Annotated in this window: 2 protein-coding genes; one reads left to right on the top strand and one right to left on the bottom strand. The window is 74.5% G+C overall.

Annotated features, from left to right (window positions below):
- A partial coding sequence (locus B4M60_RS04660) for a class I SAM-dependent methyltransferase (RefSeq protein ID WP_291080747.1) occupies nucleotides 1–350 on the bottom strand: 350 nt, incomplete at its 3' end.
- Between the two features lie 189 nt (nucleotides 351–539).
- Here B4M60_RS04660 and B4M60_RS04655 point away from each other — a divergent pair.
- Nucleotides 540–1,480: class I SAM-dependent methyltransferase (locus tag B4M60_RS04655; protein WP_291080745.1), on the top strand; the 941-nt coding region annotated here is incomplete at its 3' end.

Genomic DNA, 1,480 nt, shown 5'->3' with positions numbered 1-1,480 from the left:
GGCCCGGGCAACTCGTCGTTCTCCACGTCGAGGGCGGCGAACTCGACGTTCTGGGCGTCGCTGTCCTGGCCCTCGCGCGCGTCGGTCAACCGGGCCCGGGCGAAGTCGATCATCGGGCGGGACACGTCGACGCCGAGCACCGACCCGCCGGGGAGCACCCGCCGACCGATCTCCAGGGTCGTGCTCCCCGTCCCGCAGCCCACGTCCAGAACGCGCTCCCCGGGCCCCGGATCGAGGCGGTCGAGCGCCGCCCGCCCCAGCGGCTCCAGGATCCGGTCGTAGGCCACCGCGTTGCGCACCCACGAGTCCCCGACGGGGCCACTCCAGAGGTCGGCCTGTGATGCGCTCATGACGAACTCCCTGGTCCACGGGGCGAGAGCCGCTGCTCTGTGGGCTCCAGCGTAGACCTGCTGAGACAATGAGCACAGCCCGAAAAACGGGCCACCGCAATCCGCGTCCTCACGCCGCCCCGGTCGGGTCGAGTGCGCGCCTGGCAGAAGGATCCCCGTGCTCCTCCCCGTACCCCGCCGGCCCGCGCCATGACCACCGTCAGCTGGAGCGAGAACGGCGCGCCCCGCACCGCCCGGTGGCGGTCCGAGAACGGGGCGCCGGCGCCGCGCGACCTCGTGGTGATCACCGACGACATCTCCGCGGACAAGGCTCTCCGCCTGATCCGCTCGGGCACCGGCCTGCTGTGGCGCGGCGACTTCCACAACGCCCGGCAGCTCCTGCGCGCGATCGACCGGCGGCTGCAGAAGCGGGCGTCCCGCACCCCACCGGGCGCCGATCCCGGGGAGGTGTTCCTCGCCAACCGTAGAGCCCGCGCGCACCGCGCGGCGATCCTGGGCAAGATCCTCATCCCGCTGGAGCCGGACCACTCGATCCGGCTGCGCCGCGCGCCCGACGCGCGCGACGCGTGTGCTCACGCCTACGGTCCGGAGGGTGTGGGGGGCGACGACGACGTCGGCGGGGAGACGCTGGTGTCGTTGCCCGAGCTCCTCGGCGTGATCAGCGCCTACGAGTGGCACCGCATGGGCATCGAGGTGGCCGCCCTGGGGGCTCGGATCCATCCCGCCCACGGCGTCTTTGCCCCCACCCGCGACGAGTACATCGACCTGGTCGCCGACGCCCCCTGGCCGCGGGGAGTGGACCAGCCCGTGGTCTGGGACATCGGCACCGGGACCGGGGTGCTCGCGGCGGTGCTGGCCCGGCGCGGGGCGCGGGAGGTGGTGGCGACCGACATCAACCCCCGCGCGGTGCGGTGCGCGGCGGAGAACCTGGACCGGCTCGGGCTCGCCGACCGGGTCCGGGTGGCCGAGGCCGACCTGTGGCCCGCCGACGGCGGGCGGGCCGACGTGGTGGTGTGCAACCCGCCCTGGATCCCCGGGCGCCCGACCTCGGCGCTGGAGCGCGGGATCTACGACCCGGGCTCCGGCGTGCTCAACCGCTTCCTCGGCGAGCTCGCCGAGCACCTCACGCC

The organism is Dietzia sp. UBA5065 (assembly GCA_002415925.1).
Classification (GTDB): Bacteria; Actinomycetota; Actinomycetes; order Mycobacteriales; family Mycobacteriaceae; genus Dietzia.
This window is presented reverse-complemented; position numbering and strand designations above follow the sequence as displayed.